At 73.0% G+C, this 25,102-nt stretch carries 28 protein-coding genes; 9 read left to right on the forward strand and 19 right to left on the reverse strand.

All coding sequences use genetic code 11. From position 1 onward, the window contains the following. Positions 1 to 41: 41 nt before the first annotated feature. Both OG990_RS12310 and OG990_RS12315 read right to left on the reverse strand, forming a co-directional pair. A complete protein-coding gene (locus tag OG990_RS12310; RefSeq protein ID WP_406080505.1) occupies positions 42 to 1,316 on the reverse strand; it encodes a cupin domain-containing protein in 1,275 nt (424 codons plus the stop codon). 9 nt (positions 1,317 to 1,325) lie between these two features. After that, a complete protein-coding gene (locus OG990_RS12315) occupies positions 1,326 to 1,631 on the reverse strand; it encodes a hypothetical protein (protein WP_328417002.1) in 306 nt (101 codons plus the stop codon). Positions 1,632 to 1,787: 156 nt separating this feature from the next. Between OG990_RS12315 and OG990_RS12320 the strand changes: the two genes are divergently transcribed. Beyond that, positions 1,788 to 2,576, forward strand: a complete 789-nt coding sequence (locus OG990_RS12320; RefSeq protein WP_406080507.1) for a DUF72 domain-containing protein — start codon at positions 1,788 to 1,790, stop codon at positions 2,574 to 2,576. A 34-nt stretch (positions 2,577 to 2,610) separates the two neighbouring features. Here OG990_RS12320 and OG990_RS12325 read toward each other — a convergent pair whose 3' ends face one another. Together OG990_RS12325 and OG990_RS12330 are read right to left on the reverse strand one after the other, a co-directional pair. Next, entirely contained in the window at positions 2,611 to 3,039 is a 429-nt protein-coding gene (locus OG990_RS12325; RefSeq protein ID WP_328417005.1) for a DUF2267 domain-containing protein, read from the reverse strand. After that, a complete protein-coding gene (locus OG990_RS12330; protein ID WP_328417007.1) occupies positions 3,032 to 3,217 on the reverse strand; it encodes a hypothetical protein in 186 nt (61 codons plus the stop codon). Before OG990_RS12330 ends, OG990_RS12325 begins: the two co-directional genes overlap by 8 nt. A 142-nt stretch (positions 3,218 to 3,359) precedes the next feature. Here OG990_RS12330 and OG990_RS12335 point away from each other — a divergent pair, with 142 nt between their 5' ends. After that, positions 3,360 to 3,839 carry a hypothetical protein gene (locus OG990_RS12335; protein ID WP_406080510.1) on the forward strand — a complete coding sequence of 160 codons (480 nt, stop codon included), beginning with the start codon at positions 3,360 to 3,362 and terminating at the stop codon, positions 3,837 to 3,839. Positions 3,840 to 3,861: 22 nt separating this feature from the next. Here OG990_RS12335 and OG990_RS12340 read toward each other — a convergent pair whose 3' ends face one another. From OG990_RS12340 to OG990_RS12375, 8 genes are all read right to left on the reverse strand, one after another. Beyond that, positions 3,862 to 4,734, reverse strand: coding sequence for a DUF72 domain-containing protein (locus OG990_RS12340; RefSeq protein WP_328417011.1), 873 nt, complete (start codon positions 4,732 to 4,734; stop codon positions 3,862 to 3,864). Positions 4,735 to 4,782: 48 nt separating this feature from the next. Continuing rightward, positions 4,783 to 5,181: a TraR/DksA C4-type zinc finger protein gene (locus OG990_RS12345; protein WP_203178243.1), complete on the reverse strand. Its 399-nt coding sequence runs from the start codon at positions 5,179 to 5,181 to the stop codon at positions 4,783 to 4,785. Positions 5,182 to 5,345: 164 nt separating this feature from the next. Beyond that, positions 5,346 to 5,990, reverse strand: coding sequence for a uridine kinase (locus OG990_RS12350; protein ID WP_406080513.1), 645 nt, complete (start codon positions 5,988 to 5,990; stop codon positions 5,346 to 5,348). 41 nt (positions 5,991 to 6,031) lie between these two features. Further along, positions 6,032 to 6,637, reverse strand: a complete 606-nt coding sequence (locus OG990_RS12355; protein ID WP_328417016.1) for a winged helix-turn-helix domain-containing protein — start codon at positions 6,635 to 6,637, stop codon at positions 6,032 to 6,034. 259 nt (positions 6,638 to 6,896) lie between these two features. Further along, a complete protein-coding gene (locus OG990_RS12360) occupies positions 6,897 to 7,466 on the reverse strand; it encodes a winged helix-turn-helix domain-containing protein (RefSeq protein ID WP_406080515.1) in 570 nt (189 codons plus the stop codon). A gap of 51 nt (positions 7,467 to 7,517) precedes the next feature. Beyond that, on the reverse strand, positions 7,518 to 8,006 hold the full coding sequence (locus OG990_RS12365; RefSeq protein ID WP_406080517.1) for a rhodanese-like domain-containing protein: 489 nt from the start codon (positions 8,004 to 8,006) through the stop codon (positions 7,518 to 7,520). Positions 8,007 to 8,052: 46 nt separating this feature from the next. Continuing rightward, on the reverse strand, positions 8,053 to 8,508 hold the full coding sequence (locus OG990_RS12370; RefSeq protein ID WP_386991137.1) for a cysteine dioxygenase: 456 nt from the start codon (positions 8,506 to 8,508) through the stop codon (positions 8,053 to 8,055). Between the two features lie 110 nt (positions 8,509 to 8,618). Beyond that, positions 8,619 to 8,996: a signal peptidase I gene (locus OG990_RS12375; RefSeq protein ID WP_328417023.1), complete on the reverse strand. Its 378-nt coding sequence runs from the start codon at positions 8,994 to 8,996 to the stop codon at positions 8,619 to 8,621. Positions 8,997 to 9,058: 62 nt separating this feature from the next. Here OG990_RS12375 and OG990_RS12380 point away from each other — a divergent pair, with 62 nt between their 5' ends. After that, complete coding sequence (locus tag OG990_RS12380; protein ID WP_406080519.1) at positions 9,059 to 9,451, forward strand: ankyrin repeat domain-containing protein; 393 nt, start codon at positions 9,059 to 9,061, stop codon at positions 9,449 to 9,451. Positions 9,452 to 9,483: 32 nt separating this feature from the next. Next, the gene (locus OG990_RS12385; protein ID WP_406080521.1) at positions 9,484 to 10,440 is read left to right on the forward strand and encodes a DUF3500 domain-containing protein; all 957 of its coding nucleotides are present in this window, start codon (positions 9,484 to 9,486) and stop codon (positions 10,438 to 10,440) included. A 27-nt stretch (positions 10,441 to 10,467) separates the two neighbouring features. On the opposite strand, the gene OG990_RS12390 is transcribed toward OG990_RS12385, so the two are convergent. From OG990_RS12390 to OG990_RS12420, 7 genes are all read right to left on the reverse strand, one after another. After that, the gene (locus OG990_RS12390; RefSeq protein WP_406080523.1) at positions 10,468 to 11,226 is read right to left on the reverse strand and encodes a class I SAM-dependent methyltransferase; all 759 of its coding nucleotides are present in this window, start codon (positions 11,224 to 11,226) and stop codon (positions 10,468 to 10,470) included. A 113-nt stretch (positions 11,227 to 11,339) separates the two neighbouring features. Beyond that, complete coding sequence (locus OG990_RS12395) at positions 11,340 to 11,831, reverse strand: DUF2231 domain-containing protein (protein ID WP_328417030.1); 492 nt, start codon at positions 11,829 to 11,831, stop codon at positions 11,340 to 11,342. Between the two features lie 120 nt (positions 11,832 to 11,951). After that, positions 11,952 to 12,692, reverse strand: coding sequence for a GAF and ANTAR domain-containing protein (locus OG990_RS12400; protein ID WP_328417032.1), 741 nt, complete (start codon positions 12,690 to 12,692; stop codon positions 11,952 to 11,954). A gap of 190 nt (positions 12,693 to 12,882) precedes the next feature. Next, positions 12,883 to 15,174, reverse strand: coding sequence for an accessory Sec system translocase SecA2 (secA2, locus tag OG990_RS12405; protein ID WP_406080526.1), 2,292 nt, complete (start codon positions 15,172 to 15,174; stop codon positions 12,883 to 12,885). Between the two features lie 86 nt (positions 15,175 to 15,260). Continuing rightward, positions 15,261 to 17,012 carry an ABC transporter ATP-binding protein gene (locus tag OG990_RS12410; protein WP_355607777.1) on the reverse strand — a complete coding sequence of 584 codons (1,752 nt, stop codon included), beginning with the start codon at positions 17,010 to 17,012 and terminating at the stop codon, positions 15,261 to 15,263. A 52-nt stretch (positions 17,013 to 17,064) separates the two neighbouring features. Continuing rightward, entirely contained in the window at positions 17,065 to 18,153 is a 1,089-nt protein-coding gene (locus OG990_RS12415) for a zinc-binding alcohol dehydrogenase (protein WP_406080528.1), read from the reverse strand. Beyond that, on the reverse strand, positions 18,146 to 19,156 hold the full coding sequence (locus OG990_RS12420; RefSeq protein ID WP_386991127.1) for a Gfo/Idh/MocA family protein: 1,011 nt from the start codon (positions 19,154 to 19,156) through the stop codon (positions 18,146 to 18,148). The genes OG990_RS12415 and OG990_RS12420 overlap by 8 nt, the downstream gene beginning before the upstream one ends. Before the next feature lie 223 nt (positions 19,157 to 19,379). On the opposite strand from OG990_RS12420, the gene OG990_RS12425 reads away from it, so the two are divergent. The 5 genes from OG990_RS12425 (at position 19,380) to ctaD (ending at position 25,072) form a co-directional block, all read left to right on the forward strand. Continuing rightward, positions 19,380 to 20,363 (forward strand): glucosyl-3-phosphoglycerate synthase, encoded by a 984-nt coding sequence (locus OG990_RS12425; protein ID WP_328426655.1) that lies wholly within the window; start codon positions 19,380 to 19,382, stop codon positions 20,361 to 20,363. 49 nt (positions 20,364 to 20,412) lie between these two features. Next, the gene (locus tag OG990_RS12430; protein ID WP_406080530.1) at positions 20,413 to 21,570 is read left to right on the forward strand and encodes a glycosyltransferase; all 1,158 of its coding nucleotides are present in this window, start codon (positions 20,413 to 20,415) and stop codon (positions 21,568 to 21,570) included. Positions 21,571 to 21,657: 87 nt separating this feature from the next. Next, positions 21,658 to 22,116: a DUF4383 domain-containing protein gene (locus tag OG990_RS12435; protein ID WP_406080532.1), complete on the forward strand. Its 459-nt coding sequence runs from the start codon at positions 21,658 to 21,660 to the stop codon at positions 22,114 to 22,116. 108 nt (positions 22,117 to 22,224) lie between these two features. Then, positions 22,225 to 22,953 carry an ATP-binding protein gene (locus OG990_RS12440; RefSeq protein ID WP_386991121.1) on the forward strand — a complete coding sequence of 243 codons (729 nt, stop codon included), beginning with the start codon at positions 22,225 to 22,227 and terminating at the stop codon, positions 22,951 to 22,953. A 124-nt stretch (positions 22,954 to 23,077) separates the two neighbouring features. Continuing rightward, complete coding sequence (gene ctaD / locus OG990_RS12445; RefSeq protein WP_386991120.1) at positions 23,078 to 25,072, forward strand: cytochrome c oxidase subunit I; 1,995 nt, start codon at positions 23,078 to 23,080, stop codon at positions 25,070 to 25,072. Positions 25,073 to 25,102 lie beyond the last annotated feature (30 nt).

Consider the following 25,102-nt stretch of genomic DNA (forward strand, 5'->3'; position numbering starts at 1 on the left):
CAAGATCGAGCTGGTCGGGGCCAGGACCGCCCAGGCGTTGGTCAGGCCGGAACCAGGACAGCCTCGCGCAGCAGCCGACGGGCCAGGGTGACCCGGTCGGCGTCGTCGGGCAGCCCGGGCAGGTCGCCGACGCGGGTGGCCACGCCGGTCAGCAGCGCGCGGGCCGCCGGCTCGCAGTCGGCGGGCAAAGTGATGGTGCGGTCGAACAGCCGCAGTGCCACCGTGTCGGGCCCGTGTGGCACGAGCTGCCAGCGCAGGCCCGGGCGCAGCGTGAGCCGGGAGTCGGCGTCCAGTGCGGCCAGCGCGCCGGCCTGGGCGAGCGGCCGGATCGGCGCCGGTCGGGCAGCCGGCCAGGAACGCTGGCGTAGCCGCGCCGCGACGGCGACCGGATCGGCGCGCAGCAGCCAGTCCCGCAGTACCTCCACGGTCTCGGTCAGCTCCGGCTCGATGGCGTCGGGGTCGGCGACGTCGGTGCCGAACGGCAGGCTGGCCCGCAGTCGCTGGTCCTCGACGGCCAGCGCGAGCAGCTCCTCGACCAGGGCGTAGCGGGTCAGTGCCCGGATGCCCACGGTCAGGTGCAGCGAGCTGGCGTCCTGCGCCTGCGCGCTGTGCAGCCAACCGCGCGGCAGATAGAGGGCGTCGCCGGGGGCGAGCACCACGTCGAGCGCGGCGGGACCCTGCGCGGTGGCCCCGACCTCGTCTGCGCGTCCGCCCCAGGGCTGCTTCTCCAGTGGGTCGGGCAACACCGGCGGGTGGATCCGCCAGTGCTTGCGGCCGTCGACCTGGAGCACGAACACGTCGTGGGTGTCGTAGTGGGTGGCGAAGCCCTGACTGCCCGCCGGGGTGAGGTAGGCGTTGATCTGCAGCGGTTGGCTCAGCGCGAGGCCCAGGTCGCGGGCGAAGTCGACCAGCGGCGGCCAGATCCGGTGCAGGCCCTGCAGCACCAGGGTGGCGCCGCTGGCGTACTGCTCCAGGACCCGCTCGTCGAGCACCTGGTCGCCGATCTCGGCGCCGGCGCCGCCGCCGCCGGTCCAGTGCGCCGCCGGGACCAACTGCCCGTCCTTGGCGACGCGCAGGAACGGGGTACGCAGACCGCGCCGGCTGAGCAGCTCGTCGGCGTCGGCGGGGCTGAACAGGTCGGTGAAGCCGGCCGTATCGGGCAGCTCGGCGGCGCGGGACAGCAGCGGCGTGCGGCCCCAGTGCGCGGCGGCGAACTTGGCCGGTTCGACCGAGACGCAGCGGGCAAGCGCCGCGGCGGCGGTCACGGACGGAACCGCCGGGCGGTGGTGGCCGCCCGGCGGGTCGAGGTGCGTCACGACGGCGCCTTACCGGGCGCTGCCGTCAGCGCCACCGTCCTGCTGGCCAGGGGTCGCACCGCCGTCGGCGGGACCCTCCGCGCTACCGTCCGCGCCACCGTCCTGCTGGCCAGGGGTCGCACCGCCGTCGGCGGGACCCTCGGCGCTGCCGTCCGCGCCACCGTCGTGTTGACCAGGGGTCGCACCGCCGTCGGCGGGACCCTCCGCGCTACCGTCCGCGCCACCGTCGTGCTGACCCGGCGTCGCACCGCCGTCGGCCGGGCCCTCCAGACCGCCGCCGCCAGTGGTCTGCATGTCGTCATCGTTGAGTGCCATTGGTACTCCCTCGGATGTGCCGCCCCGCCGTACGCCGGGGTCCGTCGTGCAGCGGGTGGTACCCCACTCGCGATCTTCTCTAACCCCACCGTAGACGTCGAACCGGGGCGACACGGGCGGTTCGCCGGCGGCGGGGGTCGGTGCCAGGATGGAGGGGTGATCCTGGTGGGCACGTCCGGCTGGCAGTACCGGGACTGGCGGGGCCACTTCTATCCGGAGCGGCTTCCGCAGCGACTCTGGCTGGAGCACTTCGCGACCGGGTTCGCCACCGTCGAGGTCAACAACGCCTTCTACCGGTTGCCCGAGCGGGACACCTTCGCCGCCTGGCGGGCTCGGACACCGGCGGATTTCTGCGTGGCGGTGAAGATGAGCCGCTACCTGACCCACATCAAGCGGCTGCGTGACCCGGCCGAGCCGGTGGCCCGGTTCCTGGGCCGGGCCACCGCGCTCGGTGACCGGCTCGGCCCGGTGCTGCTGCAACTGCCACCGAACCTGCGGGCGGACGTCGACGCGCTCGACGCGACGTTACGGCTGTTCCCGGCCGAGGTGCGAGTGGCGGTCGAGCCACGACACGCGTCCTGGTGGACCGACGCCACCCGGGCGGTGCTGGAACGCCGGCGGGCGGCGCTGGTCTGGGCGGACCGGCTGGGTCGCCCGGTCGCCCCGCTCTGGCGCACCACCGACTTCGGCTACCTGCGGTTGCACGAGGGGCGGGCTCGGCCCTGGCCCCGGTACGGCCGCACCGCGCTCGGCTCCTGGGTACGCCGGCTGGCCGATGTCTTCGACGCGGACGAGCCGGCGTACGTCTACTTCAACAACGACCCGGGCGGCGCCGCCATCGTGGATGCCGTCGCCTTCGCCGCGCTGGCCCGTCGGGCCGGCCACCCGGTGTCCCGGGTGCCGTCCGCGGCGCCGCGATCCGGCGGCGACCCGACCGACGGCTGAGCCCGCCCGACGGCTGTCGGGCGGGCTCACGGCGTCAGGGCATCATCCTGGCCAGGTCCTTGGGCATGGTGTCCTTCACGTCCTGCCACTCGCCCTGGGTGACGTGCCGGCGCAGCGTGTCCAACACCACCTGGGTCACCCGCTCCGGGCCGCCCTCCACGTCGTACGGGAAGCCCTGGCGGACCTCGTAGAGGAAGTCGTCCCGGTTGAGCTTGATCGGGACGTCCGAGGGGTTCCAGCCGTCGAAGTAGATCCCCCGGACCAGCACCGGCAACTGCTGGGCGAACTCCACGCTCTCGTTGACCGGCAACCGGTCACGCAGCAGGTGCAGCACCGTGCGCAACGCAGCGTACGACTGGTTGCGTTGGTCCTTCGGCCAGCCGTAGGCGCTCTCGATGTCCTTGAGAATCAGGTTCGTCTTGTCCAGCGAGGAGTCGAATGCCGAGATCATCTGCTCAGCCATCGGTCGACCCCCGTTCCGCGGTGTCCCACCGTCGTTCGTCGTTGCGACGCGGTGGCCCCACCGGCCCTCGTCGGGCCCGCACCGGGCTGCCCTGCGGCGCGCGCCGGGCGTTGTCGGCCGTACCGACCACGTGCAGGACGGCACCACGCCGTCTATCCGCCACCAGTCGAACCGTCATCCCCGTCACCTCCGTGTCGTCTCCGGCGTCAGCCACCCTTCGGCGGCCGTACCCACCGCGTCTACTCTCCCTGCGGGTCGGGTGACCCGGCCCCACCCCAATCGGGTGAGTCGACCCTGGTTAGCCCGGCGATAATGCGCGGATGTTCTACGGGGACCTCACAGCGTACGAGTACCTGGCCGAAGACGAGTTCACGGACAGGGAGTCCGGCTTCCGCAGCCTCAGCTTCCGCCCTTCGTACTTGCGACTGAACGTCGGGTGGCTGGAGGCCGGTAGGCCGTACCGGATGGGCCCGGTCCCGGAGGTGTTCGTCAAGAAGCTGGGCGATGTTCAGGCCGTGCAGTCGATGAACGTCTGCCTGGGGATGCATGAGTGCGATCTGTGCCCGCCGGACGAGATCCACGACGGGAACGGGGAAGTCCGTATCCCGGGGGCAGCTGGCGTCGCTTACGCCGCTCCCTTCCTGATCAGTCACTACGTCGCCGCGCATCACTACCAGCCGCCTGCGGTCTTCATCGACGCTGTCCTGGCTGTGGACCTTGACGCTTGGGCGACCGCCCGCTGGCCCGACGTCCCCTTCCCGTGGATTCCGGACGACGCGGAGCGTCTGGAGATCGAGTAGGGGTCGGCCGCCCTGGCGACGGTCAGTCGGTGTCGAGCAGTCCGGTCAGGGTCTTGGCGTTGGTCTGGGCGTAGTCGCGGTAGCAGTTGTTCATGAGCACGTGGGTCTGCCCGGCCTCGTCGGCCAGCTCGCGCAGCTTCGGCGCCCAGTCGGCCAGCTCCCGCTTGGAGTAGTGGTAGCCGAACTTCTCGTGGATGTCCTTGCTGGTCCACTTGTCGCTGTGGCCGTGGAAGCGCACCACCGCGAGGTCCGCGGTGGCGGCCAGCACCGGGGGCAGCGACGAGCGGTGGCCCTGCGGCATGTCCACGCAGACGTACGGGAGCCGGTGTTGCCGCAGGAAGGCCAGTGTCTCGTCGGCGTTGGCGCCGTCGAACCAGGAGGCGTGCCGGAACTCGTAGGCCGGTCGCAGCGGCGCGCAGCGCTTCGCCACCTCCAGCAGGTACTGCTTGTTGTCCCGCTTGATGGTGAACCAGGGTGGGAACTGGAACAGCAGGGCGCCCAGCTTGCCCGCCTCGACCAGCGGGTCCAGCGCGGACAGGAAGCGCGTCCACACCTCCTCGTACGCCTGCGCGGGCAGGTCGTCGGGGTAGACGTTCTTCTTGTCGGTCTCCGGCCGCAGATCCTTGTAGAGCGCGCTGACCCGGGTGGGATGCCCGGTGAGCAGGCTGAACGCCTTGATGTTGAAGGTGAAGCCGGCCGGGGTGCGCTCGGCCCAGAGCCGCGCGGTCGCCTCGGCGGGCGGCGCGTAGTAGGTGGCGTCCACTTCGACCAGCGGAAACTGCCGGGCGTAGTACACCAGCCGCTTCTCCGGGTTGTCGGCGGTCTGCGGATACCACCCCGAGTCCAGCAGTGTGCGGTCGGTCCAGGACGCGGTGCCCACGAGAATGTCACCCATGGGTGGAGTCCATCGCGTCGTGGACCGACCGGCAACCGCTGGCGTGGCTCAGGCTGCCCGCCGCTCGCGGGTCTGCTTGCAGGTCACGCAGGTGGTGGCGGACGGGAAGATCTCCAGCCGCTCCACCGGAATCGCCGCCGAGCAGCCTTCGCACCAGCCGTAGGTGCCCTCCGCGAGCCGGCCGAGGGCGTGCTCGTACTGGGCGCGGCGGTCGAGGATGGTGCGCAGCAGGGACTGCGCGGTGTCCCGCTCGGCGGTCTTGGTGCCGCTGTCGGCCTGGTCGTCGCCCGCGGTGTCGCCGACCTCCACCAGCCGCAGCACCTGGCTCTGCAGGACGGCCTGCTCGTATTCCGCGGTCAGTTCGTCGTAGCGCGCCTGGAGGGAGAGTCGGATCTGGTCGATCTCCGTCTGGGAACGGCCCGTACCGACCGTGTCGTGGACGAGCATCGCTGCCTGCCTTTCCTGGGCCTGGGGCTCAAGGTGAACCGGGATGCCGGCGGCGTCTGGCCCCGGTCACGGTCGTATCCGGTGCACGGGCGGTCACCCGTGCTCTGTGAGCCGGGCGAGTACCCGCCCGGGCAGGCGGTGAAACCGGCGATTTCCGGCCACTGTCAGCCGTCGGCGCCGGGCTCCACGAGCGCGGGGCGGCGGGGGTCGTCGGCCCGGACCACCACGTCGGCGAAGCTGGCCGGGACGACCTCCTCGGCGTACCGGTCGAAGGCCGGCAGGGTCCAGTCCTGGGCCGGTTCGGTTCGTCGGCGCAGCGCCGCTCCGGACAGCGCCAGGTGGACGGTGACGTCGAAGGGCAGGCCGCCACCGAGCAGCAACGCGCCACTGACCAGGACGACGCCGCCGGGTGGCAGGTCGACGTAGCGGGCGCGGCTGGCCCGGTCGGCGGTGGCGTCCCAGAGGGAGGGGAGCAGCCGACCGGTGCCGCCGGGGCCGGCCGGGTCGAGCACCTCCCGGCGCAGCCCGGCCTCGTCCACCCAGCCCTCGTAGTAGGCGTCCGGGTTCGACCGGCCGAACTCGAAGCGCAGCGACGCGGGCCGGAGGAAGTCGGCGGCACGTACGTGCAGCACCGGGTGGCCCCGGGCGCGCAACGGATCGACCAGTGCGGCGGCCAGCTCGTCCGGGCCGGCTGCCGGGGCGCCGTCCACCGCCACCCGTAGCCGCGCGGGCCCGGCGGTCGCGGCGTCGGCCAACCGGCCGGTCAGCTCGGTGACGAGCAGGTCGGGCGAGATGGGTCGGATGCGCACCGGACCATCCTGCCCCGCGCCGGGCGCGGCGGTGGCGCCGGTCAGCCGGTGCGGTCGATGGTGACCCGGGCGTCGTCGGCCAGGCGGTAGCCCACGCCGTAGACGGTGGTGACCAGGGGGACGTCCACGCCGACCTTGCCGCGCAGCCGGCGCACGTGCACGTCGACGGTACGGACGCCGGCGTGCTCGTAGCCCCAGACGGCGTTGAGCAGTTGCAGTCGGGTGAACACCCGGCGGGGGTGGGCGACCAGGTGCAGCAGCAGGTCGAACTCCAGCCGGGTCAGCGGCAGCGGCTCCTCGTCGCGCAGCACCGACCGGGACGAGGCGAGGATGTGCAGGGCGGGGATGGTCGGGGTGAGCGGCCGGGCCGGCGACCGGTTGGCCGGCACCGCCTCGGCGCGACGTTCGGCCGGAACGGAGCTGATGATCACGCCCTCGCCCCGCTCCAGGAGCTCACGGGCCGCCTCGAGCAGGCGGCGGGCCGGCGGGGTCAGCGACTCCTCACAGGCGAGCGGGATGGACAGCGTCACGGTGAGCACGGGCGCGGCGGTGTTCGCCGGGCGGCGTTGGCCGCCGGGAGGTCGACCGGGCACCGCGGGTTGGGACGTATGCCATCCGGCGCGCGACGAGGCGGGGCTGACCGACATGGTCCTCCTTGGCTGGGTCCGGGTATCTCCCCACGGCCCGGGACGCCGCTTCATCGATGCTTCCCGGCACCCGGGCGAGGGTCAAGAGGCGGCTGCGTTGCATGAATGTGACAATTGACGAACACATCGGAGCCGAGTGCTCGCTCTGCGTACGAAGCCAGATGATTACAGCAGAGCCGCCGAGATGACCCGATACGGGGGTCCCCGCCCGGTTCATCGTGGCTGGTCCGGTCACCTTCGGGCCGCCCCGGGCCCGTGCTCAGCGGCTGCGGTCCACGCTGATCCGCGCCTCGTCGGCCAACCGGTAACCCACGCCGTAGACGGTGGTGACGACCGGCGTGTCGGCCAGCTTGGCGCGTAGCCGACGGACGTGCACGTCCACGGTCCGGGCCACCGCGTGCTCGTAACCCCACACGTTGGACAGCAACTGGAGGCGGGTGAAGACCCGGCGCGGCCGCTCGGCCAGGAACAGCAGCAGCTCGTACTCGATGCGGGTCAGCGGGATGACCCGGTCGCCCCGGCGGACGATCCGCGAGCCGGCCAGGATGCGGACCTGGTCCGTGTCGTCGACGGCGGACGCCTCGTCGCCGGACGCCCCGGCGGTGGGGCTCGGGACCGGTCGCGGCGCCGGCGGGACGTCGTCGACGGTGCGCAGCCGACCCTCCCCCGACTCGGCCAGCTCGCCGAGCAGCTGCACCAGCCGGGCCAGCCGGGGGCTCAGCGGCCCCGGGGCGAGGTCGAGGGTGATGGTCAGGGTCGGGCCGGTGCGCTGGCGGGCGGGGCGAGCCGCCGGGCGGTGCGGGCGCGTGGGGATGGCGACGACGGACATGGTGCCTCCTGAGATGGCGGTACGCCCGCCACGCGCGGTGGGGCGTGGCGGTCAGCGGCGCGCCGGGCCGGCGGTGACCGGGGACGCGAGGGGGGACGCGCGGTGCAGCGCGGTCGGGCCGAGCGCCGGCAGGCCGGCGATCCGCCAGGCGGCGAAGCCACCGACCACGTCGGTGGCCCGGTGCAGGCCGATGTCCTGCAACGCGGCCGCGGCCAGCGACGAGGTGTAGCCCTCCTGGCAGAGGATCATCACCGGCACGTCGTAGTCGACCGCCTGCGGGAGCCGGGCCGGGCAGCGCGGGTCGAAGCGCCACTCCAACACGTTGCGCTCGATGGCGAGCGAGCCTGGCACGACGCCGTGCGCGGCCCGCTGGGCGGCCGGTCGGATGTCGACCAGCAGTGCCCCGCGCCGGTACGCGAGATGTGCGCGCTCCGGGTCCAGCCGGTCGAGCCGGGCACGCGCGGCGGCCAGGATCTCGTCGATGCCCCGGGAGCCCGGGGGCGGCACGGGGGCCGGACAGCGCTCGGCGGTTACCTGCATTCTCGGTTCCTTCCGATGATCGGGGTAGATCGTGGCTGCCCGCCGCTCACCAGGAGCGGCCGGCCTCGGCGACCTCGGCGACCCGCAGCCGCCCGTCGAGCAGGTGGTAGCGGGTCATCCGGACCAGCGCTGGCCGGTAGACGTGCACGCTGATCGCCGGCTCGGTGCCCCGGTTGGTCACCACGTGCACGTGCCGGGGGCCGAAGCGGCGACCGGTGCCGGCGGCCAGCAGGCGGGGATGCAACCGGCCACTGGCGACCGTCTCCTCGGTGAGCGCGCCAGCGACCACCCGGAACGCCCCGGCGGAGCCGCCGTGATCGTGCAGGTCGGTGCCCTGCCCGGGCAGCCAGCTCAGCGCCCACACCTCGTGGTCGGCACCGCTGGCGAGCCGGGCGTACCACCGCTCGTCGGGGTCGAAGCACAGCGGCACCGGCCAGTGGGCCTGGTCGACCCAGCGGGCGGCGACGGTGAGCAGATCGGGCTCCGGGCGGTGGTGGCTCATGGTGGTCCTCGCGGGTCGTTCGGCGGGTGCCCCCGTACTCTAGCCGTCAAACCCTATAGGTTTAGTAGGTAATTCCGACTGGTGGGACGCCGGCCTCGACGCGGCGACGCTCAGCGCAGGACCGGCGGATCCACCCGGTAGCCGGGCAGCGACGGCCACCGCACGGTCAGCACCACCGAGGCCGACTCGGCGTACCAGGAGTGGTCCACCCCGCGGGCCCACACCACGTAGTCGCCCGGCGCGGCCAACCGCACCGTCCGGTCCGGCAACTCCACCCGGAACCGCCCCTCGATCAGCACGAGCAGGCTGGTCCGCCGCTCCCCCGTCGCCCACCGCGAGCGGGCCTCCCCGGGCGGGTGCACACCCCACTTCACCTCGACGTCGGTGCTGTGCCGGATCTCCCCCGGCAGCGCGAAGTGCCCGAGCAGCCAACCCGCGTTGCCGGCACCGTCGACACCGGCGTTGCCCACGTACACCGTCTCACCCAACGGACCTCCCCCAACGCGCCGGCCGAGCAACCTATCAGGGCCCGGGCGACTAACCTGGACCGGTGACCGACGACCTCGACGCCGAGACGCTGGCGTTCGCGCACCGGATGTTCGACCTGGCGCGGGCGGGCTCCACCGAGGAACTGGCGGCGCAGCTCGACGCCGGGTTGCCGGTCAACCTGACCAACGACAAGGGCGACACGCTGCTGATCCTCGCCGCGTACCACGCCCACCCGTCCACGGTGGCCGCCCTGCTGGCTCGCGGCGCGGACCACAGCCGGACCAACGACCGGGGCCAGACCGCGTTGGCCGCCGCGGTCTTCCGCAGCAGCACCGAGGCGGTCCGCGCGCTGCTCGCCGCCGGCGCCGACCCGGCGCACGGCAACCCGTCCGCCGCGGAGACCGCGCAGTTCTTCGACCTGCCGGAGATGGCGGCGCTCCTGCGGGCCGGCTGACGCCAGCCCCGGCGGGCCGGTATACAGAGCCGATGGAAGATCCCCTGCCCGAGCAGATGCGCGCCGCCGCCACCGCGCTGCTGGCCGCGCTCGACCCGGCGGCCCGCGACCAGGCCGTGCGCCCGTTCGACGACGAGGCGGCCCGACGCTGGCTGGAGTACCGGCCCCGGCCCCGACCCGGTGCCTGCCTCGCCGAGCTGGACATCGCCGGGCGCAAGGCCGCGCACCGGCTGCTGGCCACCGCGCTCAGCCCGTCGGCGTACGCGCAGGCGATGGCGATCGTCGCACTGGAGGAGGTGCTGGACCGGGCCGAGGGCTGGCATCGCGGGCGACACAGCGGCGACTACTGGATCGCCGTGTTCGGCGATCCGGCGCGCGACGACCGCTGGGCGTGGCGGCTGGAGGGGCACCACCTTTCGGTGAACATGACCGTGGTGGACGACCAGGTCTCCCCCGCGCCGATCTTCTTCGGCGCCAACCCGGCGGCAGTCCGGTACGCCGGCCGCCCCGTCTCCCGGCCGCTCGGCATCGAGGAGGACCTGGCCCGGGCCCTGCTCGACGCGCTGGGCCCGGCCGAACGGGCCGCGGCGATCATCGCCGACGAGGCACCGGCGGACATCATCAGCGCCACCCGTGGCCGGGTCGACGCGCCGCTGGAGCCGCTCGGCGTGCCGGCCGACCGGCTGGGGCCGACCGGCCGGGCGCTGCTCGACCAGGTGGTCGCGCTCTACCTCGACCGGTTGCCGCCGGAGCTGGCCATCCGGGAGGCGGGCCGACTCGACGGCGGCCAACTGCACTTCGCCTGGGCCGGCCCCACCCGCCCCGGGCAGCGGCACTACTACCGGGTGCAGGGCGACGACCTGCTGATCGAATACGACAACACCACCGAGGACGGCAACCACGCGCACACCGTGCTGCGTCGCCCCGCCAGCGACTTCGGCGCCGACGTCCTGGCCGCCCACCACCAGACCCACCCCCACCCGCACTGACGGGTGGAGCGCGGGCTGGCGGGCGGGTCAGGGGCGGGTGGCCGCAATGAGGAAACGCTGGGCGTGGGCCACGAACGGGCCCTCGGTGGCGATCCGGTGGTGCAGGGCGAGCAACTGGGGGCGGTAGCGGTCCACAGTGAAGCCCGGCACCGTCCAGACGACCTTGCGCAGGAACCAGACCACCGCGCCGACGTCGTGGAAGACCGCCCGCAACGTGGCCCGGCGCAGGTCGACCACGCTCAGCCCGGCGGCCCGGGCGGCGGTCACGGCGTGCTCAGGGTGTCGCTGATCCGGCGGCGGCAACGGGCCGAGGATCGCCTCGCTCAGCTCGCGCATGGTGCCCGCCCCGATCTGCTGGGACAGGAACGTCCCGCCCGGACGCAGCACCCGGGCGGTCTCCGCCCAGTCGGTCCGTACGGGGTGCCGGCTGACCACCAGATCGAAGGAGGCGTCGCGGAACGGCAGTGGCGCATCCGGGGTGACCGCCACCACCGTCGCGCCGACCCGCCGCAGGGTGCCCCGGGCGACCTCGACGTTCGGCGGCCAGGCCTCGGTGGCCGTCAGCAGCCTCGGCGGCCGGGGGACCTCGGCGAGCACCTCGCCGCCGCCGGTGTCCACGTCCAGCGCCGCGTCGGCGCGCGCCATCCGGTCGGCTACCAGCCCGGCGTACCCCCAGGGCGGGCGTTCCTCGGTGGCCCGACCGGCCAGCCAGTCGAATCCCCAGCCGTCGACCGGCGCGGCGGCCGCCTCCGCGATCAGCTCGGCCACGTCACGCTCGTCGCTCATGGCGGACAGCCTGGCCGGCCGGTCACGCCGACGGCAACCGGTTTGCCGGACCTCCGGCGACCGCACGGGGTGCCCGACTGGAGCCTCGGGCGGGTGAGGCCGGGGCAGGTCGGTCAGGGGCGCGGGCGGGCGATCTCGACGGTGGAGCCGGCGAGCGTGTCCAGGCTGCCGGTCTCAGCCCGGCCGGCGTCGAACTGGCGCATCAGCCGGGCGCCGAGCCGTACGCCGACCCCGCCCACGGCCAGCGCGACCAGCTCGGTGACGAGGATCGCGACCGAGGCGCCACGCTGCGGGGCCTGTGCCCGGATCAGGCAGGTGACCAGGAACAGGCCGGCCATCGCCGCGTTCACCAGGTTGAAGGCGACGGCGGTGCGGCGGGTCCGGTCGACCGGCGCGTCCCACAGGTCGACCATGCCGGCCACCACGGTCAGCGCGGCGGCGAACAGCGCGGCGACACCGGTCCAGTAGCCGACCTCGCCGAGGAAGGCGGGCCCGCCGGCCACGTCGGTGAGATCGAAGACGGTCGCGCTGACGAAGAGCCCGAAGGGGAACGTCACCAGCATCGGTTGGATCGGGTGCCCCTGCACCCGCAGCCGGCTCTGCATCGGTCCTCCCCCTGGTCGGCGCAGCTCACGTGACCAGGTTGCTACCCGAGCCCGGCCGCGACGAAACGACGCCGCCCGACTCGCCGCCCGCCGGAAGAACGGGCACCGTCACCGGCCCGGTCAGTTGTCGCGCTGGCGGGAGACCGTCCGGACCAGCCGCTCGGCCACCTCACGCAGCGGGATCGCCAACGAGGACGCGGCGGTGCGCAGCACATCGAGGGCCTCGGCCGGCGTGCAGCCGCGCTGCGTCATGATCACGCCGACGGCCTGTTCCACCACCCCGTCCTGCAGCAGCGCGGCGTCCCACTCACCGGCGAGCGCGACCTGCCGGCCCCGGTCGCGGACCGCGGCCAGCAGCAGCCCGGCGTGCTCGGCGAGCAGCATCGCGGTCAACTGGTGCTGCGGGGTGAGCAGATCCGACGGTCCGGCGTACAGGTTGACGGCCCCGATCACCTGGTCGTCGATGTCCACCGGTGCGGAGATCACCCCGCGTACGCCGAGGTCGCGGGCCCGCGCCGTCCAGGCCGGCCAGCGTGGCTCACCGGCCAGGTCCACGGCGAGGATCATCTCCCGCCGCTGGATGGCGCTCATCGCCGGCGAGTCCGGCCCGTGCCGCAGGTCGTCCAGGCCGGCCAGCCGCTCGTCGGAGGCCGCCACCCCGGCCGGCTCGCCGGCACGCAGGACCGTGAAACCGCACCAGCGCACCCCGGCCACCGCGTCCCGGGTGACCCGGACCAGCGCCAGCAACGCCTCGTCAAAATCGGTCAGGGCGATCAGGCCGGCGGTCAACTCCCGCAGCAACGCGGCAGTCTCCAGCACGCCGAGGCGCTCCGCCACCGGCTCCCGCATGTCCAGGTTCACCGGTCCGCAGCCCCCGTACGCCCCCGCGCGCTTCCAGCCGACGTCATCACCTGTGTCACCGTCTGCTCTCTCCCGACTTGACCGACCCGGGCTACTACCCTCGCAAACCAGGGTCGAAACGGCGTAAATCGGGGCCCCTGCGACGCGCGGACGCGCGACAGGGGCCCCGACAGCCGCAGGCCCCGACGCGTCAGCGCGCGGCTCCGCTGAGCCGCCGGCCGATCGAGGCGATCAGCCGGTCGAGCTCGGAGCCGAACGGGTTGTCGTGCACCAGGTAGGTCCACGTCGCGGTCGGGCGGACCAGGGTGCCATCATCAGGCTGCCAGTCCTCGTCGAATTCGGTCTCGGTGAAGGTGGCGATGGTGCGGGCCTCGATCTCCGGGAACAGGTTGTTGAACGCCGGCACGGCGGCCCGGTGGAACTCGTCCAGTGGGTCGAGCCGGCCCAGCGCGCGCAGGTGCACGCCCTCGCGAACCTCGGACAGCTCGGCCAGGTGCTCGGCCCAGAGGCGATCCACGTGGTAGAGCGCGATGGCCCGGGCCGCCCGTGCGAGCAGATCCTCGTCCATCTCGCCGGCCTTCTCGGGCATCTTGTCCAGCAGCATCAGCGCGGCCACGTCACTGGTCAGCAGCCGCTCCCGGCGCTCGGCGAGGGCCTTGCGCTGCTGCTCGATCACCACGCTGTAGCGCCAGGTGTTGCGGTGGATCTCGTGGTTGACACCCTCGGCGACCCGCTGGGCGTGCTCCACCGCGTAGTCCACCTGCTCGTCGGTGACCAGGCCGTCGGCGTTCATCCGCGGCGACGCCGGCACCGCGTCGGCGGCGTGCCGGATGACCAGGTCGTCCTCCAGGCTGACGAAGAAGACCGACCCACCCGGGTCGCCCTGCCGGCCGGCCCGGCCGCGCAGCTGGTCGTCCACCCGGCGGCTGTCGTGCCGGCCGCTGCCGATCAGGTACAGCCCGCCCAGCTCGGCCACCCGCTCCCGGTCGGTCTGGTCGCTGCCGCCGAGCCGGATGTCCACGCCCCGGCCGGCCATCTGGGTGGAGACGGTCACCGCGCCGTACGCGCCGGCCTCGGCGATGATCGCCGCTTCCTCGTCGTCGTTCTTGGCGTTCAGCACCACGCAGGGCACCCCGGCCGCGTTCAGCCCGGCGGCCAGCCCCTCGGACTCCTTGACGTCCAGCGTGCCGACGAGCACCGGCCGCCCCTCGGCGTGGCAGCGCCGGATCTCGTCGATCAGCGCCTCGTCCTTCTCCGCCCGGGTCGCGTAGATCCGGTCCGGCTCGTCCTCGCGGACGCACGGGGTGTTCGGTGGGATCACCGCCACCTCAAGGCCGAAGAACTCCCGCAGCTGGTCACCGACCAGCACCGCGGTCGCGGTCATCCCACAGACCTTCGGGTAGAGCGCGATGAACGCCTGGATGGCGATGGTGCCCAGCACCTCGCCCTCGGCGGTGGCGTCCAGGCCCTCCTTGGCCTCCACGGCCGCCTGGAGCCCGTCCGGCCAGCGGCGGCGCTGGGCCACCCGGCCGCGCATCTCGTCGATCAGCTCGACCGAGCCCTCCCGGACGATGTAGTCCACGTCACGGTGCAGCAGGGCGTGCGCGTGCAGCGCCACGTTGACCGCGGAGAGCTGCGCGACGTGGTCCTCGTCGTACAGGTCGATGCCGAGCTTGGCCTCGACGGCGGCCAGGCCGGCGGCGGTGAACGCCACGCTGCGCCCGTCCTCGGCGACCGTGTAGTGCCGGCCCTTGCGCAGCCCGCGCATCAGCGCGGCGGCGGCGTGCACCGGGTCCTGCTCGCCCGGCACCGCGCCGGCGAGGACCATCGGAACCCGGGCCTCGTCGATCATGATCGAGTCGGCCTCGTCGACGATCGCGGTGGTCAGCGACGGCTGCACCCGGTCGGCCACGTCGGTGACCAACTGGTCGCGCAGGTAGTCGAAGCCCGCCTCGCTGACCGAGACGTAGGTGACGTCACAGGAGTACGCGTCGCGCCGCTCCTGCGGGGTGGACGCCTCGTTGACCCAGCCGACGGTCAGGCCGAGCAGGGTGTAGACCGGCTCCATCCACTGCGCGTCGCGGCGGGCCAGGTAGTCGTTGACGGTGAGCACGTGCACCGGCCCGTTTCCGAGCCGAACGTGCCCGTACGCGGCGATCGCGGCGGTCAGGGTCTTGCCCTCACCGGTGGCCATTTCGGCGACCTTGCCGGAGAGCAGCGCCATCGCGCCCAGCAGCTGCACGTCGTACGGCCGCTGGTCGAGGCCACGGCGGGCGGCCTCCCGGCCGACCGCGCAGATCTCCTCGTAGCCGACCGTGTTGCCAGCGGCCTCGGTCAGCGCGGCGTCGTCCAGCGCGGCGAGGTCATCCTCGCGCGCCTCGATCGCCGGCAGCAGCTTCTCCAGCGGAGCAAGCTCCACGGTCGTGCCCGGGCGCTGGAGGAACCGCCGGAACTTGCTCTTGAACCGTTGCGACACACCCATGAGCGGCAACGGTACGCGATTCGAGCCGGCTCCTGCGGCCCGACCGGTCGGGCGGTCGCCGGCATGTCGAACCCGACGCCGCCGGGTCAGCCGACCAGCAGCTGGTGGGTGGCCAGCTCCCGGTAGAGCGGGTCGGTGGCGGTCAGCTCGGCATGGGTGCCCACGGCCACCACCCGGCCGCCGTCGAGGACGACGATCTGGTCGGCGTCGACCACGGTGGCGAGCCGGTGCGCCACGATCAACAGCGTCCGGCGGACGGCCACCGCGTCGATGGCGCGGCGCAGCGCCGCCTCGTTGCGCGCGTCGAGGTTGCTGGTCGGCTCGTCGAGCAGCAGCACCGGCGGGCCGGCCAGCAGCGCCCGGGCGATGGCCAGCCGCTGCCGCTCACCCCCGGAGAGCAGCACCCCGCCCTCCCCCACCTGGACGTCCAGGCCCTGCGGGGAACGGTGGGCCAGATGAGCCAGGTTGACCTTGTCGAGGACCTCGTGCAGCCGGTCGTCGGCGGCGTCCGGCGTGGTGATCAAGAGGTTCTCCCGGAGTGTGCCGGCCAGCACCGGGGCCTCCTGCTCGACGTAGCCGAGCCGGGCCCGCAGCGCGTCGCGGGGCAGCTCCCGCACGTCGCTGCCGTCCAGCCGGACCGCGCCGGCGCTCACCTCGTAGAAGCGCTCGACCAGGGCCAGCAGGGTCGACTTGCCGGCGCCGGAGGGGCCGACCAGGGCGGTGCGGGTGCCGGTGGGCACCGCGAAGCTCACCTCGTGCAGCACCGGCTCGCCGCCCGGGTAGCCGAACCCCACCCGGTCGAACTCGATCATCGGGGCGGGGCCGCGGGGTTTCGCCGTGGCACCCACGGCCACCGGCCGGTCCGCCGCTCCCTCCGCCGGCACCGCCAGGATCTCCTCGATCCGCTGCAACGCGCCCAGGCCGGTCTGCAACTGGGTGTACGCGTTCAGCACCTGGGCCAGCGGCAGGGCCAGGAAGAACAGGTACATGACGAAGGCGACCAGATCCCCGACGGTGATCGCGCCGGCGGCCACCCGGGCCCCGCCGATGCCGAGCACCAGCAGGAACGCGCCCTGCACGGTGACCGAGCCGATGGGCCCGACCACCGCCTGCACCCGGGCCACCCGCAGCCCCGCCCCGTACGCCGCCCGGGCGCTGCCGGTGACGGTCTCCGTCTCCCGGGCCTCGGCCCGGCTGGCCCGGATGGTCCGGGCCGCCGAGATGGCCCGCTCCACCGACGAGGTCATCTCGCCGATCCGCTCCTGGGCGGCGCGGGCCAGCGCCCGGACCCGCCGGGCGAAGGTGGCCGCGAAGCCCAGCCCCAGCCCCACCCCGAGCAGGGTGACACCGAACAGCAGCGGATCGAGCAGCACCATGGCAATGCCCGCGCCGAGCACCATGACCGCCCCGGTGACCGTCTCGAAGAGCCCGGAGGTGACCACCGCCCGCAGCAGGGTGGTGTCCGAGCCCACCCGGGAGAGCAGGTCGCCGGTGCGCCGGCGGTCGTACTCGGCGATGGGCAGCCGCAGCAGGTGCCCGGCCAGCCGCCGCCGGGTGCCCAGCACCAGCCCCTCGGCCGTGCGTTGCAGGAGGTAGTTGCGCAGACCACCGATCGCCGCGCCGAGCAGCACCAGCACCACCAGCACCGCCACCAGCCGGGACACACCCAGGCCGTCGCTCACCCGGTCGAGCACCGACCGGGTGAGCAGCGGCTGGGCCAGTGACGCTCCCGCCCCGGCCAGCGACAGCACGCCCACCACGGCGAGGGTGCCGCGGTGCTCACGCAGGTACGGCAGCAGGGCGGTCAGGCCGACGGGCCGACCCTCACGGGTGCTCATGGCCGGAACGGTAGCCCGCCCCGTCACCCGGCGAGCGCGCTCCGCCGGCAGGTCAGCCGGCCAGCACCACCTGGAGCTCCTGGCGACGCCGCTCCGCCAGGTCGGTGAGCAGGGTGGGCGCCTCGTCGAACGGCACCACCGCCGAGACCAGGTGCTTGCGGATCACGTCGCCGTACGCCCGGAGCAGGTCGATGGTCTCGGCGGAGAGCCGCTCCCGGTCCCAGGTCGGCGCGAGCCCCCGCGGGACCCGGCCGATCTGCGCGCAGCGCAGCGACAGCCCGTTGTGGTGGAACTCCTCGCCGAGCCGGACGGCGTCCGCACCGCCCTGGTAGAAGGCGAGGTCGATGACGGTGCCCTGCGGGCGCAGCAGCCGCAGCGCGAGTTGCAACGCCCACGCCTGCCCCCGGCACTGGAACACCACGTCGGCACCCCGGTCGCCGACGGTGTGCCCCCACCGGGTCTTGAGCACCGTCGCCGGGTCGTCCGCCTCCGGGTCGAGGGTCTCCAGGCTGAGCGCCTCGGCGACCTGGCGACGCTGCGGGGTGGGGTCGAGCACCACCACCGAGGCGGCGCCGTGCCGCCGGGCGAGCAGCGCGGTCAGCAGCGCCACCACACCGGCACCGACCACCGCGACCCGGCGGCCACGCACCCCGTCACCGAGCGAGCGGACGTCGGCGCCGTGCAGGTCGGCGGCGGCGTGCAGCAGGCCGTTGGCGCAGATCGGGCCCATGTGGGCGACGTAGATGCCGAGCAGCGGGTCCAGGTCGTCGGGGAGCGCGACGAACCGCTCGGCGACGGGATCGGCCAGCCAGCCGGTGCGGTGCCCGTAGGTCATCGCGCCGACCGTGCCCACCGCGACCGCCGGGGTGGCGCTCTCCACCACCCGGCCGACCTGCATGTAGCCCAGCCGGGTCACCGGGTACGGGGTGCTCGCGTCACCCGGCTGGAAAAGCCCCAGATCGGCGTTCCACGTCACGTTCAGGTACGGGTTGGTGCCCTTGACGTAGCTCAGTTCGGTGCCGGCGGAGACACCGCTGAACAGCGTCTCGACCCGGAAGGTGCCGGGGCGCAGCGGTGCGGCGTCCTGCTCGACCAGCTCCACCCGGCCGGGGCCGGCGACCACCACGACCTTGTCACGCATCGACCGTCACCCCGCTGGAGAGCACCGCCGGCTCGACCGGGGCGGCGAGCCGGATGGTCCCGCCGGTGCGGGCCGAGTCGGCCACCGCGAGAGCCAGTCGCTGGGTGCCCAGCGCCTCGGCGTACGGGACGCGTACGTCGTCGCCGATGCCCCGCACCGCGTCGATGAAGGCCCGGTCGACCGCCACCCGGGCGGCCTCCGGGTCGGCCGGGACGTGTCGCTCGCCGTCGGCGTCGCGGATCAGCAGGCCGTCCTCGGTGAGCGACAGCGCCAACCCGTCGGCGAGGATCTCCAGCCCGGCCCGGTGCTTCCAGCTCAGCACGCAGGCCGCACTGAGCGTGCCGACCGCACCGCTGGCGAACCGCAGCGTGGCGGTGGTCACCGAGTCGATGTCCGCGCCGTCCACCGGGGGCGGTGTGCCGTTGCCGTACGCGGTGACCTCGGTGACCTCGCCGGCCAGCGTCCGGATCAGGTCCAGCACGTGCGCGGCCTGCTCGACGACCGGGCCGCCGGAGCGGTCCCGTCGTGACCACCAGGCCACCGGTGGGACCTTGTCCAGCCAGGCGCCGCTGACCATCCGCACCGGACGGTCCGCGAGCAGCTCACGGGCCTGATCGAGAAAGCTCAGGTAGCGCCAGTGGTGCCCGACGGCGGTACGCAGCCCACGCCCCGCGACCAGGTCGGCGATCCGTTCGGCGGTGGCCAGGTCGACCGCGACGGGCTTCTCCACGAACATCGGCACCCCGGCGTCGATCACCGCCTCCTCGGCCGGGCCGTGCGCGAACGGCGGCACGCAGACGTACACCGCGTCCGGGCCGGCGGCCAGCAGCTCGGCGACGTCGGCGTAGGCCCGTCCGCCGTGCTGCGCGGCCAGCGCGGTGGCCGCCTCCGGGGCCACGTCGGTCACCCCGATCAGCTCGACGTCATCGAACCCGCCCAGCACGCGGGCGTGCCGCTGTGCCACTCCGCCGGCCCCCACGAGACCAACCCGGCATCTGCGCATTCCACAACCTTTCCGAGAACGTTTCTACTTCGATGGGAGCAGTCCCCCGGTGTGTGCGCAATCAAACGTTCATCCCCCGGGAACCCGACCGCGTCACCCTTGTGATCAAGCTGTTGCCCTGGGAACGGTTAGCGCGTGGTGGCGAGTGGGAACTACCACCCTCGGCTATTTCCACGCACGAACGGAGGGGGTGCCCGTGCGGGATACGACCGTGTCACCGGTAGTGGAGGCGTGGGCCACGTACCGAACCACGTCGGCGGCGGACTGGCCGGCACGCCGGCTGCTGCGCGCCAAGGGAGAGAGCCGGGTCAGTGTGGTGCTGCCGGCGCGCAACGAGGAGTCCACCGTCGGCGCGATCGTGTCGACCATCCGGGAGCACCTGATGGATCGGGTCGCCCTGGTCGACGAGCTGATCGTGGTGGATTCGCGGTCGACCGACCGCACCGCGCAGGTGGCCCGGGCCGCCGGCGCGGAGGTGGTCAGTCAGGACGAGATGACCCGGGGGCTGCCCCGGCTCAGCGGCAAGGGCGACGCGCTCTGGGCCGGCCTGGCCGCCGCCGAGGGGGACGTGGTGGCGTTCATCGACGCCGACCTGCGGGAGTTCCGGCCGCACTTCGTGAGCGGCCTGCTCGGCCCGCTGCTGACCGACCCGTCAGTAGATTTCGTGAAGGGCTTCTACCACCGGCCGCTGGTGAGCGCCGTCAGCGTGGAGCAGGACGGCGGCGGCCGGGTGACCGAGCTGATGGCCCGACCGCTGCTCAACCTCTTCTGGCCCGAGCTGGCCGGCTTCGTGCAGCCGCTCGCCGGCGAGTACGCCGGCCGGCGCGAGGTGCTGGCCCAGGTGCCGTTCGTCTCCGGGTACGGGGTGGAGACGGCGATGCTGATCGACCTGCTCGACCTGGTCGGTCTCGACGCGTTGGCGCAGGTCGACCTGGGTGAGCGCAAGCACCGGCACCAGGACACGGCGGCGCTCGGGCGGATGTCCGCGCAGATCATGTTGACCGCCTGGTCCCGGTTGCAGCGGCGCGGCTGGGCGAGCCCGGGCATGTCACCGGAGGCGCTGCTGACCCAGTTCCGGCGGGGCGGCTCGGACACGCTGCCGAACCTCGACCGGGAGATCGTGGTCAGCGACGTGTCCATCGAGGAGCGCCCGCCGCTGGCCGAGCTGCGCCACCGGTTGCCTAGCCGACGGGTGGCCGCGGCGTGACCGCCCGGGCGTACCGGCCGGGCGCGCGTGCACGGCAAGGCCGCATCCGATGAGCCTCACCGTGCTGATGAACGCCGGTCCGTGGCTGTCCGTGCCGCCGCCCGGCTACGGCGGAATCGAGAACGTGGTCGCCACGCTGGTGCCGGAGCTACGGCGACTCGGCGTACGGGTGGTGCTCGCCTCGGTGGAGACCAGCACCCTGCGGGTGGACGAGAAGATCTCGGTCTTTCCCGACGGGCAGTTCGCCGCGCTGCAACGGCCGTACAACCAGGTCTGCGGGATCGCCCAGGCGCACCTGGCCGGGGTGGTCCGCGAGCTGCACGCCCGCGACGACATCGACCTGGTGCACGACCACGTGGAGGCGGTCGGGCTGGCCACCCTCGCGGCGATGGGGCCGACCGGCCCGCCGACCCTGCACACCCTGCACTGGGACCTGGCCAAGCACCCCGCGCTCTACGGCACCCTGGACGGCGGCGACCGGGTCCGGGTCAACGGGGTCTCCGCGTCGCAGTTGGCCCGCGCCCCGCGCGCATTGCGGGAGCACTCGGTGGGGCACGTGCACCTGTCGACCCCGCTGGCCGTGGACGCCGACCGGCGACCCGCTCCGGAGAAGGGCGACCACCTGCTGATCCTCGGCCGCGTCAACCCGGGCAAGGGGCAGGACGTGGGCGCCCGGCTCGCCCACCGGATCGGTATCCCGCTGGTGCTGGCCGGGCCGGTCGGCCCGTACCACCGGCCGGCCGAGCTGGCCGCGGCCGGCGACGAGGCCCGGCAGAACCCGGACGTACGATTCTTCCTCGACGAGGTGGCGCCGCACGTCGACGGTGACCTGGTTCGCTGGGTCGGCACCGTGGCCGGTCAGGAACGCGACGACCTGCTCGCCAGCGCCCGCGCGTCGCTGTTCCCGCTGCGCTGGGAGGAGCCGGGCGGCACCGCGGTGGTCGAGTCGCTCGCCCTGGGCACGCCGGTGGTGGCGACCGCCCGGGGCTGCCTGCCGGAGCTGATCGAGCACGGCCGCACCGGGCTGCTCACCGCCGACGAGGAGGAGCTGGGCGAACTGGTGCTCGCCGCCGAGCTGCTCGACGCCGACGAGTGCCGGCGGGTGGCCGCGCAGCGGTTCACCCCCGCCGTGATGGCCCAGCGTTACGTCGAGCTCTACCAGCGGGTCCGCGACCTGGCCGGCGCCCCGCGGCTGCAACCGGCTTGATCTTCGCCCGTTGCCGTCGACGTTTGCCGTCGACGGCAACGGGTAGCCGGCACCGCTCATGCCCGCCGCGGCAGCGAGGAGCCGGTGATGATCGGACCGATGGCGCACTCCCGGGCCCGCCCCAACCCGGCTGACGGCAAGCCGCCGGTACGCCGTGCGGCGGGCACGGTGGGGGTGCTGTTCCTGCTGATCGGCGTCCTCGGCTTCGTGCCGGGGATCACCAGCGGCACGGCCGACCTGAGGTTCGCCGGACACGGCTCGGGTGCGTACCTGTTCGGCGCGTTCCAGGTGTCGGTGCTGCACAATCTGGTGCACCTGCTGTTCGGGGTGGCCGGCCTGACCCTGGCCCGCACGGTCAGCGGCGCCCGGACGTTTCTCGTCGGCGGCGGCGCCATCTACCTGGTGCTCTGGCTCTACGGGCTGGCGGTGGACCACGACACCGGGGCGAACGTGCTGCCGGTCAACGACGCCGACAACTGGCTGCACCTCGGCCTCGGCGTCGGCATGATCGCACTGGGCGTGCTGACCGGACGGGCCCGTGGGTGACCCGCTCCCCCCGACCGAGACCTGCCTCGCCCTACCGGTCGGTCCGGTTTGATCCGACACGGGGTCGGGTAGTTCGCAGATCCCGACCGACCAGCGAATTGAGGGCTCATGTCCAGCCGGATCACCTGCGAGGTGCGTGACACGGCACCGGTGGCGGTCGTCCAGCTCGCCGGCTCGTTGGATGTGGGCACCATGCGGACGGTGCACGAGGCGCTGGACCGGGTGCTGGCCACCCAGCCGGACGCACTGGTGGTCGACCTTGCCGAGGTCACCGTCCAGGACCGGTTGGCGCTGTCCGTCTTCGCCGCGGCGGCCCGCCGGGCCGAGGAGTGGCCGGCGGTGCCGGTGGTGCTCTGCGCCCCACCGCCGACCGCCGCGCGCTGGCTGGCCGAGACGTCCGCGTGCCGGGTGGTTCCGGTGTCCCCCGACTGCGCGGAGGCGACCCGGATGGCGGGCGCCGCCAGCGCGCCCCGGCTGCGGATCCGTCTGGAGCCGGCGGCTGAGGCCTGCCGGCGTGCCCGGGAGATGGTCGCCGAGGCGTGCGCGCGGTGGAATCTTCCCGACGCGGCCGGCCCGGCCGCGCTGGTGCTCAGCGAGCTGGTCGGCAACGTGGTCCGGCACGCCGGCACACCGATGCAGGTGACGGTGACCCTGCGCCGGCCGTACCTGCATCTGGCCGTGGTGGACGGCAGCCGGGCGGCGGCCCGGCCGGCGTCGGCGGACTCGCGCGCCGAGGGTGGGCGCGGGCTGATGCTGGTCCGGGAGTTGGCGCAGCGGTGGGGCAGCGTGCCGGCCGGCCACGGCAAGGCCGTCTGGGCGATGCTGCCGGCGACCTGACCGTTCGGGGTGGTTCCGGCGGTACCGGCGATCTGACCGAAATTACCGCTCCCGCCTGGTTACATGGTGAGAGGGTCGGGTAGGCACGCCCGTCCTTTTCGTCATCACGACGGGGTGAGCAGCCATGCCGAAGCGGGTAACCACGGAACCCGGTCGCGATCGAGGTCCGGCAATCCTGGCACCGGCCCGGTTCGGGGGCTTCCCTGGACCACGGCGGCCACCGATCCCCGGAAACTCTCTGATCAAGTTCCTCGCCACCACCGACCACAAGCAGATCGGCCTGCTGTACCTGCTGACCTCCTTCGCGTTCTTCGTGCTGGCCGGGTTGCAGGCCATGCTCATGCGCGCCGAGCTGGCCCGCCCGGGGATGCAGATCCTCTCCCCGGAGCAGTACAACCAGCTCTTCACCTCGCACGGCGCCGTGATGCTGCTGCTGTTCGCGACGCCGGCGGCCTTCGGGTTCGGCAACTTCATCGTGCCGATCCAGATCGGCGCGCCCGACGTGTCGTTCCCCCGGCTCAACGCGCTGGCCTACTGGCTGTACCTGTTCGGCGGCCTGATGGTGATCGGCGGTTTCCTCACCCCGCAGGGCTCGGCGGACTTCGGGTGGACCGCGTACACCCCGCTGAGCGACGTCGAGCACAGCCCCGGCGTGGGCGCGAACATGTGGGTGATGGGCCTGGTCATCTCCGGGCTGGGCACCATCCTCGGCGCGGTCAACCTGATCACCACGATCCTGACCCTGCGCGCACCCGGAATGACCATGTTCCGGATGCCGATCTTCACCTGGAACATGCTGTTCACCAGCGTGCTGGTGATCCTGGTCTTCCCGCTCCTGGCCGCCGCACTGCTGGCGCTCTTGGCCGACCGGCTGCTCAACGCGCACGTCTACGACGCGGCCACCGGCGGCCCGATGCTCTGGCAACACCTGTTCTGGTTCTTCGGCCACCCCGAGGTGTACATCATCGCGCTGCCGTTCTTCGGCATCGTCACCGAGATCATCCCGGTCTTCTCCCGCAAGCCGCTCTTCGGCTACACCGGGATGGTGCTGGCCACCATCGCGATCACCGTGCTGTCCATGACGGTCTGGGCGCACCACATGTTCGCCACCGGCCAGGTGCTGCTGCCGTTCTTCAGCGTCGTCAGCTATCTGATCGCGGTGCCCACCGGCGTGAAGTTCTTCAACTGGATCGGCACCATGTGGAAGGGCCAGCTCACCTTCGAGACACCGATGCTGTTCTCCATCGGCTTCCTGGTCACCTTCCTGCTCGGCGGGCTCACCGGGGTGCTCCTGGCCAGCCCTCCGGTGGACTGGCACACCCACGACACCTACTTCGTCGTGGCGCACTTCCACTACGTGGTCTTCGGCACCGTGGTCTTCGCCCTCTTCGCCGGCTACTACTTCTGGTGGCCGAAGATGACCGGGCGGCTGCTCGACGAACGGCTGGGCAAGGCGCACTTCTGGACCATGTTCATCGGTTTCCACGGCACCTTCCTGGTGCACCACTGGTTGGGCACCAAGGGCATGCCCCGCCGGTACGCCGACTACCTGCCCACCGACGGATTCACCACGCTGAACACGATCTCCACCATCTTCTCGTTCATCCTCGGCGTGTCCACCCTGTTCTTCATCTACAACGCGTGGAAGTCCTGGCGGTACGGGGCGATGGTGACGGTGGACGACCCGTGGGGCTTCAGCAACTCGTTGGAGTGGGCCACCACCTGCCCACCGCCGCTGCGCAACTTCGACCGGATGCCCCGGATCCGCTCGGAGCGTCCGGCGTTCGACCTGAAGTACGGCCCGCTCGTCGCCGACCTGGGTCGGGACCTGCCGCAGCGCACCACGAAGCCCCCGCAGCACTTCGCCGACGAGCTGCACATGGAGCATCACGTGCCAGAGTCGCCCGCCGCCGAGGGCGCGCACGGCGCCCGCGATGCGACCGAGTACCAGCCGGCGCCGCAGTCCGGCGCCCGGCCGGTGGATGTGCCGGAGCCCGAGGGCGTGCGTCGGCCGAGCTTCGAGGAGAGCGACGCGCCGCAGTACCGCACCGACGAGCCGAAGCCGCACGAGCGCTGGCGGCACCCGCACAGCGACGATGGTGACACCGAGGAACGCTGATCGGGAGTACGCGACAGAGGGCCGACACCC

Origin of the sequence: Micromonospora sp. NBC_00858 (genome assembly GCF_045207365.1) — a bacterium.
Lineage (GTDB): Bacteria > Actinomycetota > Actinomycetes > Mycobacteriales > Micromonosporaceae > Micromonospora.